This is a genomic window from Enterobacter pseudoroggenkampii (assembly GCF_026420145.1).
Taxonomy (GTDB): Bacteria; Pseudomonadota; Gammaproteobacteria; order Enterobacterales; family Enterobacteriaceae; genus Enterobacter; species Enterobacter pseudoroggenkampii.
Genome location: NZ_JAPMLV010000018.1, coordinates 1 through 206 on the forward strand (window position 1 = coordinate 1; position 206 = coordinate 206).

Sequence of the window (206 nt, forward strand, 5' to 3'; positions counted from 1 at the left end):
ATCAACCGAGATTCCCCCAGTAGCGGCGAGCGAACGGGGAGCAGCCCAGAGTCTGAATCAGCTTGTGTGTTAGTGGAAGCGTCTGGAAAGTCGCAGGGTACAGGGTGATACTCCCGTACACGAAAATGCACAGGTTGTGAACTCGAAGAGTAGGGCGGGACACGTGGTATCCTGTCTGAATATGGGGGGACCATCCTCCAAGGCTA

1 rRNA gene is annotated in these 206 nt (G+C 55.3%); it reads left to right on the forward strand.

Going from position 1 to position 206, the window contains the following annotated elements:
• Positions 1-206 (forward strand): 23S ribosomal RNA (locus OTG14_RS23690); the annotation flags it as partial.